At 38.8% G+C, this 8468-nt stretch carries 4 protein-coding genes; all 4 read right to left on the reverse strand.

Annotated elements, in window-relative coordinates; translation table 11 throughout:
- On the reverse strand, positions 1-2363 hold a 2363-nt coding region (locus tag ACOVO2_RS08245), incomplete at its 3' end, for an ABC transporter permease (protein ID WP_421769501.1).
- Between the two features lie 51 nt (positions 2364-2414).
- Positions 2415-4793: an ABC transporter permease gene (locus tag ACOVO2_RS08250; RefSeq protein ID WP_421769502.1), complete on the reverse strand. Its 2379-nt coding sequence runs from the start codon at positions 4791-4793 to the stop codon at positions 2415-2417.
- A 54-nt stretch (positions 4794-4847) separates the two neighbouring features.
- Positions 4848-7277, reverse strand: a complete 2430-nt coding sequence (locus ACOVO2_RS08255) for an ABC transporter permease (protein ID WP_421769503.1) — start codon at positions 7275-7277, stop codon at positions 4848-4850.
- 48 nt (positions 7278-7325) lie between these two features.
- Positions 7326-8468 (reverse strand): ABC transporter permease (locus tag ACOVO2_RS08260; RefSeq protein ID WP_421769504.1); only part of this gene is annotated, 1143 nt, incomplete at its 5' end.

Below are 8468 nucleotides of genomic sequence, written 5' to 3' on the forward strand. Positions count from 1 at the left end.
TTCACAGGATTCATCAAAGCGGCCTTGATGGCTTGATAACTCACTGTTAGTAAGCCAACTAAGAGCAGCCCACCAACTGTTATCAAATACATATCGACGCCTTGTGTGATACGATACGGGTAGTTTGACAAAAGCTGCTCGGCTACGTAATATGCTATCGGTGCTGCGATGATGAAAGCTATTAGAATCAGTTTCAAAAAGTCGAAAGAGAGTAAACCTACGATACTATTGACGCTCGCTCCAAGCACTTTTCTGACGCCAATTTCTTTGAAGCGTTTTTCGGTAGCGAGTGCCGAAAGTCCGAACAGACCAATACACGAAATAAAGATGGTTATCCACGCCGACCAACCAATTATTTGCTTCATTTTTACTTCACGTTCATAGTTTTTAGCGTTGGTTTCGCTCAAAAACTCATATTCATATGGTTTGGTTGGCATTGATTCTTTAAACTTAGCTTTGATATAAGCCATCGTTTGTGGAATATTTTGCCCTGTTAGTCGAATGTAAAAAGCTCCGTAGCCACCTTGACTTGGGTCGGCCAAAAGTATTTGTGGACGTACTTTTTCGTAAAGTGAGGCATAATGATAATCTTTAACAACCCCAATAACTTGATAATTTTTCTTATTATGAAAAGCCAACGTCTGACCTATCGGTTCTTTCCAGCCTGCTTCTTTCGCAAAAGCCTCATTTACAATAATGGCAGAAGCGGTATCGGACGGAAACTCCGATGAAAAATTTCGGCCTTGTGCCATTTTTAGTCCCATCAGGTCAATAAATCTTCCATCAACCAAATCCATGGCGTGATTCATTTGTTTATCGCCGTTTACGGTCGAGAGCGTAAACCAAGAGCCTTGTTGGCGTGGAGCGGTCTTTACGATATTCGGATTTTTGAGGAGTTCACTCATAAAAACATTGGCTTTTGAGTGGTCAGAGCCTCCTACGTTGATTATCATTATGTTTTTATCGTCATAGCCCAAACTTTGGCTCATAAAAAGATTTACTTGCTTAAACTGCATGATTGTCAATAAAATGAAAAAAGTAGCCAAGCCAAATTGCAGCACCGTGAGTGATTTTTGGAGGATATTTTTGCCCCCAAATCTGAATCGTCCGTAGAGTGTCTCGACAGGTTTGAAACCCGATAACACCAATGCAGGATAAAAACCCGCCATGAAAGCCGTACCGATAAAAATACCGAAGTACAGTAAGATGAGTTTCACATCCAATAAGTAACTGAAAGACAGTTCTTTTTCGGACAAAGCATTGAAAGTTGGTAAAGCCAAAACTACCAAAATAAGAGCCACTACAAATGCCAATAAACTCAAAAGAGCTGACTCGGTCAGGAATTGAAAAATAAGTTGCTTGCGTTGGCTTCCCATTACTTTTCTTACACCAATTTCTTTGGCTCGTTTCATTGAGCGAGAGATGGCGATATTCACAAAATTGATACAAGCAATGAGCAAAATAAACAAAGCAATACCCGATAAGAAGTACGAAAACAACTTATTGCCTGAATTTTTGATGCCATTTTGGGCTTGATAATCTCGGCTCAAGTGCATATCAAGAAATGGCTGTAATTTCCACACAAGTTGGCTTTTGTAATTCCATTCTTTTGCTGCTTGAGCAATTTGTTCTTTAGCATCGGCAGCGTAGATTTTAGCAAATTTTTGTTCGATAGCCGCAAGATTTGCACCCGGCTTTATCGTGAAAAATGTATTCATATAGAAATTAATCCACTGGTCATCTTGCTGTTTGTCGTGATGCAGCGGCATTAATAATTCAATCTGAATAGTAGAATTAATAGGCATTTTTTTGGTAACACCCGTAACTGTAAAATTTTGGAACCGATTATCGTAATCAATAGCCAAAGTTTTTCCGAGAGCTTTGTTTTTTCCAAAAAAACGCTCGGCTACTTCTTCCGAAATAACAATTGATTGAGGGTCGGATAATGCCTTGAATGGCGTTCCTTCCACAAATTCAGCATCGAAAACGCTAAAAAAACTACTATCTACTTTCGAGGCTTCTTGCACGAAAATTTCATTATTGTGCTTGATATTGAAGCGTTCGCCTTGAATGCGTACTAAGTTTTCGATTTCGGGAACCTGACGCTTAAAAGTTGCCCCTTGCACCATGCCCGAAACACCCATTTTGTGTATTTCGCCCGATGGTGCAATTTCGTCCGAAATCAAGCGATAGATTTCGTGCTTTCGGCTCTGAAATTGGTCATAACTCAGCTCATCTTTTACATAGAGTGTGATGAGTAAACACACCGCCAAGCCAAGACTCAGCCCCAAGATGTTGATAACTGAATAGAGTTTATTGCTGACTAAACTCCTAAATGCGATTTTGAAATAGTTTCGTATCATGATTTTGTGATTGTATTGTTAAGATAACGCATGCGTTGTCTCTACGTGGGTTTATTCCGTTTTCAATGATTTAACAGGGTTCATTAGTGCCGCCGTGATGGCTTGATAACTTACTGTTAGTAAAGCAATTAATAAAGCTCCAATGCCTGCCAACACAAAAGTTAGCCAAGATATTTCTGTATGATATGTGTATTTATTTATCCAATCTGACATCAAATAGTAGGCTATCGGTGAGGCAATAAAGAATGAAATCAAGACCAAAAGCACAAAATCTTTCGAAAGTAAAGTCCATAAATTGGCAGTTGTAGCACCTAATACTTTTCGTACACCAATTTCTTTGGTGCGTTGTTCGGCAACAAAACTTGCCAAACCAAATAGCCCCAGACATGAAATAAAAATAGCCAAAACAGCAAAAACGGCCGAGAGTTTGCCGATGCGTTCGTCGGTATTAAATTTTTTGGCAAATTCTTTATCGACAAATTTATAATCGAAAGGAGCTGATGGATTTAGCTTCTTAAACACCTCTCCGACTTTTGCGAGGGCTGTACTTGTTGGTTCAGTTGATTTTAGTCGAATATTTATCACATATCGCTGGTTATTATCAATCGCATAAATTTGCGGAAAAGCATTGCGATACGGCGAATTGAAGAGAGCATCTTTCACAACCCCGACCACTTGCAAGGTCATGCCATTTCTACGTATAATTTTTCCGATGATATTTTTTCTACCAATCAGATTCGCTGCTGTTTCGTTGATTAGAATGGCTGAAGAATCAGTGCTGAATTTTTCGGAGAAATCACGGCCTTCAACGACTTGTAAACCTACGGTTTTGGCATGGTTAAAGGTGCTAAGTAAGACCTCAAATAAAACATAGTTTTTTTGGTCCATACCATCCCATTTAAAATCTGACCCCAACGTACCTCCGCTTGTTACAGCATAATCAGACTGGCTAACTTCTTCTACAACATTAGTAGCCAGTAAGCTATTTCTTAAAACATCATATTTTAGATTAGATAGCTCAGCAGTGTTAGCTAAATGATAAATCAAGTTATTTCTTTCAAATCCAATCGGGCGGTCTTTTACGTGGCTAATTTGCTGATAAACAATGGCTGTACCGATAATGATAGTGACCGAAACCGTGAATTGCACAACCACTAAGACTTTACGAGGAATAGCTGCAAAACGCCCCACCCTGAAAGTACCTTTTAAGGTTTGAATAGAATTGAAAGAAGAAAGATATAATGCTGGATAACTCCCTGACAGCAAACCTATTAACAAAACCACACTAAGACTTATACCTATGAAAATTGGATTAGAAATGGGTAGTTCTATTTGTTTATTCGCCAAATCGTTGAACCAAGGTAACAATAACACAACCAAAGTAATAGAAACCACAAAAGCAATAAAAGCCGCCAACAAAGACTCGCTCAGAAATTGATAAATCAATTGTCCACGAAGCGACCCTACTGCCTTTCGGATACCAACTTCTTTAGCTCTTTTTTCGCTTCTGGCCGTACTCAAATTCATGAAATTGATACAAGCCAAAAGCATCACAAAAACACCTATAATGCCAAATAACCAAACCATTTCTATTGCTCCACCTTGATTAACCCCCTTTACAAAGTTATCGTGTAAATGCCATTTTGACATTGGATGAAGTAAGAGTTCGGGCTTACTTGCTTTTTCTGATTCCGAAACTTTATTCAAAATCAGGTTTTTAATTTTGGCTTGTACTTGCCCTAATTGTGCGTTTTTTTGCATTAAAACATAGCATTGCTCATTGTTTCTACCCCAATTAGTAACCTCGTTTTGGTAATTATATAGCGATATGTAGTTAGTAAATGGAGCAATCATCGAAACATCAGAAAATGCCGTATTTTTAGAAAAATCTTGAAATACGCTTATCACTTGCAGCGAAACCTTATTATCTAACTTTATGACTTTACCGATGGGGTCTTCAGTACCAAAAAATGTTTTTGCCATTGACTCAGAAAGCATCAATGAATTGATGTTTTTTAGCTCTTGACTCGCACCTTTTGTTGTTTGGACACTAAAAATATCTAAGAAATCGGGTTCGGCAAAAACTATTGTTCGATTGAGTTTTTTGTCTTGATACAGAAAATTATGTTCTTCGGTTTGAGCCAAAGCTACCTTCTTAAATTCAGGGTATTTAGTACGAAGTTCTTGCCCAATAGGCATTGCCATTGACGGATAAGTGCCAGTTTCACCATCAAAAGTACGATTTTGATAAAGTTGTCCAATACCATCATAATTTTTGAATGATTTATTGAAACTCAACTCATCCCAAACCCATAAACCTATGAGCATAGTAACGGCCATTCCCATAGCTAAACCAAAAACATTGATAAAGCTATAGAGCTTGTTTTTGAGGAGATTTCTCCAAGCGATTTTTAGGTAATTGCGTATCATAATTTTGTGATTATATGTAGATACACAGGGCATGCTCTGTCTCTACGTGTAGGGTTACTCCGTTTTCAAGCTCTTTACAGGATTCATCAAAGCAGTTTTGATTGCTTGATAACTAACCGTCAGCAAAGCCACCAAGATTGCCGAAATACCCGCCAGTGCAAATATCCACCATGAGATTTCAACCTTGTATTCAAAATCTTGTAGCCATTTTTCCATCAAATAATAAGCAATCGGGCTGGCAATGATGATGGCAATCAGCACGAGTTTTAAGAAATCTTGGCTCAATAATGCGGTAATACTAAATGTACTGGCTCCTAAAACTTTACGAATAGCAATTTCTTTGGTACGGCTTTCGGCAGTGAAAGTTGCCAAACCGAAAAGCCCCAAACAAGCAATAATTATCGCCCAAACCGATGCCGTAGTAAAAATTTGGCTGTATTGCTGCTCTGATTGATACTGTTTATTGAAATTATCATCTACAAAAAAGTATTCGTAAGGATTACCCGTAAAATAGGTTTTATAGATTTTTTCAAGATTGGCCACTTTCTCTTGAATATTCTCGGGCGTGAGCCTTACTGTGATATAAGCAGAGTTATTTTGAGGATAAAAAATAATGGGCTGAATAGCTTGTTTTACGCCCACATGATGATAGTTTTTTACAACTCCGATGATTTCGAGTTGGCGTTCGTCCCATTGGATTCGAGTACGAATCGCTTCTTCGGGTGTAGCAAAACCTAACGATGCCACGGCGGTTTCGTTGAGCAGCACTTTGCTATTATCATTCCACTCTACATTACATTCGGCTTCGGTGAAATTTCGACCTGCTTTTAGTTCTATTCCATAAGTTTTCAAATACTTTTCTCCGATAATTGCAAACGAATACGTTTTTTGTTCGTCGCCAGGTTTTGAATTTGGTTGAGTAAAACCTCCTGTCATGAAATTAAACCAACGGCTCGGCACTGCCCCCGAAACACAATAATCTTGCACAAAACTCTGCTGATTTATGGCATTCATGAAAGCCGTTTTTCGGGCATTGAATGTACTATCTTTTCCCACATCTGCCCCTTGAATCACTAAAAGCTGACTCGGGTTTAAGCCTAAATCTTTGGTTTGCATAAAGCGTAATTGTCTGTAAATAAGCACCGTACCCAAAATCAACATAATTGAAATAGCAAACTGCGACACTACCAATGATTTACGTAAGAAAACTCCTTTCGAGCGTTTATTGAATTTTCCTTTAAGGGTTTCGATTGGGTTGAAATTCGATAAAATATAGGCAGTTAAAGCTCCCGAAAATACCGACCCAAAAAGCAGCAAAACCACTCCTACTAACCAAACTGGCGAAAGACTGATATTAGTAAAAGATAAGTTTTTGCCGATTAACTCATTGAACACAGGTTGAAGCCCCACAACCAAAACAACGGCAAGAGCAAAACCAAGCAAATTAACGAGCATCGACTCGCCCAGAAACTGCCAAATCAAGTTTGATTGTGTAGCCCCAATGGCTTTTCTTACGCCTACTTCGTTGGCTCGTTTCAATGAATTAGCCGTTGAAAGATTGATGTAATTAAACCATGCAATAATCAAAATCAAAAAGGCAATTCCGCCCAGCATATACACATATTTTAGATTGCTTACGGTCTGTAAATCATCAGAAAATGCTTCTCCTAAATGAAGGTTAGCAAAAGCCTGTAGTCGAAACTTCGTTCCATCGTTTTCTTTGCCCAGTTTGTTTCTGAGTTGGGTAAGTTTTGTTTCAAAAGCTTTCGGGTTTACTCCGTTATCGAGTAAAAAGAACGTATGAATATATTGCGAGTCGAGGTTATCGAGCTTTGCCCAATCATTGCCGTTGAGGTTTGCAGGATTTTTTAGGGTTTCGAGCGAAAAAACCATATCACACCGAATGTCTGAATTTTCGAGCATGTCGGCAAAAATACCTTCGACAGTGTAAGCTGCATTTCCAAACTGATTATCGAGTATAAGTACTTGACCTATAGGGTTTTCTGAGCCAAAATACTTCTTTGCCGATGATTCAGAAATAAAAACTACGTTTGGTTTTTGTAATGATTTGGCACTACCTGCAACCAAGGGAAAACTAAAAAATTCAAAGAAATTTGCCTCAGCAAAACCAATACCTGACTCACGGAAAGGTTCGCTTCCTTGCTTAGCACGTTTCACAACTCCTTTAGTTACACCCTGCTCAAAACGGCAAAAATCTTTGATTTCTGGGAAAGCTTCTTTCGCTTTCAAGGCCCATCCTGGTTCAATTTCTGGCCAAGTTTCGCCTTTCGGACTTTGATTCAGAAGTCGATACATATTTGGCAAATTGGCGTGAAAACCATTTACACTTTGCTCAAGACTAATGTATTCGAGAATGAATAAAAAAGCCGAAATACCCATTGCCAAACCAACAATGTTGATAAAGCTATAGACCTTGTTACGAACAAGATTCCGAAATGCGATTTTTAGGTAGTTGCTTATCATGATTTTGTATTTTTTGTAGAGACGTTTCATGAAACGTCTCTACGTGGGTTATTCTGTTTTCAAACTCTTCACAGGATTTACGGTAGCTGCTTTGATTGCTTGATAACTGACCGTCAATAAGGTGATTATGACAGCCAAAAACACAACTACTATGAAAATGCTAAAACTGATACTGATTTTATATTCATATTGCTTTAGCCAATCATTCATGAAATAATAGGCAATCGGAATGGCTATGGCACAAGAAATTAAGACCAAAACCACAAAATCTTTTGAAAGCAACTGCCACAGATTCAGCACACTTGCACCCAAAACTTTTCTTACGCCGATTTCTTTGGTGCGTTGTTCGGCCATGAAAGAGGCCAAGCCAAAAAGCCCGAGACACGAGATAAAAATGGCCAAAACTGCAATAATTGCGGCCAAATTGCCTACCAATTCTTCGTAATTAAACTTTTTAGAGTATTCGTCATCGGCAAATTTGTATTCAAACGGAAACCCAGGATTGTATTTATCGAAAATTGGTTTCATTTTACTGATTGCCTCCGAAGCCGAAACACTCGGATTGATTCGAACGCACAGATAAGACACCCACCCCTTGGCAAAAATGATTGTCAGAGGGGAAATCTGACGAAACGGCGACTCCATTTGCATATCCGGCACAACACCAACTACCCTCCTCATTTCGCCATTCCATTTCAAAATTTCGCCTACTGGATTTTTCAAACCCATACGTTTTACGGCAGCTTCGTTTAAGATTACACCTGCCGAATCGGTCGAAAATTCTCTTGAAAAATCTCTACCTTCTTTAAGTTTGATACCCATCGTTTTGATGTAGTCGTATTCGGTAGCTATCGTCGAAAAAATCACGCCTTCATCGTTAGGTTGACTATTTTTCCACGCCCAGCCTCTGTTGTTCGACCAAATTTGGGTTGGAGGAGAATTGGTTTTCGCAACCGAACTAACCATACCCGAACTCAGTAGTTCGTGTTGTAGGGCATCAAAGTTTTTGTCAATATCATTCGTCCATTCAACCGAAATGAGTCCTTTCTGATTAAAGCCAATTGGTCGATTTTTGCCGTGCTGAATTTGCTGGTAGATAATAATTGTACCTATCATCAAAACTACCGAACAAGAAAACTGCATCACCACCAATATTTTGCGTGGTAATGAGCTACTTTTTCCTACTCGAAT

Origin of the sequence: Emticicia sp. (assembly GCF_049241225.1) — a bacterium.
Classification (GTDB): Bacteria; Bacteroidota; Bacteroidia; order Cytophagales; family Spirosomataceae; genus Emticicia.

Bases quoted from the DNA above. Each gene is read 5' to 3' on its own strand.
- ACOVO2_RS08255 (WP_421769503.1), bottom strand. From the start codon at position 7,277: ATGATAAGCAACTACCTAAAAATCGCATTTCGGAATCTTGTTCGTAAC.
- ACOVO2_RS08250 (WP_421769502.1), bottom strand. From the start codon at position 4,793: ATGATACGCAATTACCTAAAAATCGCTTGGAGAAATCTCCTCAAAAAC.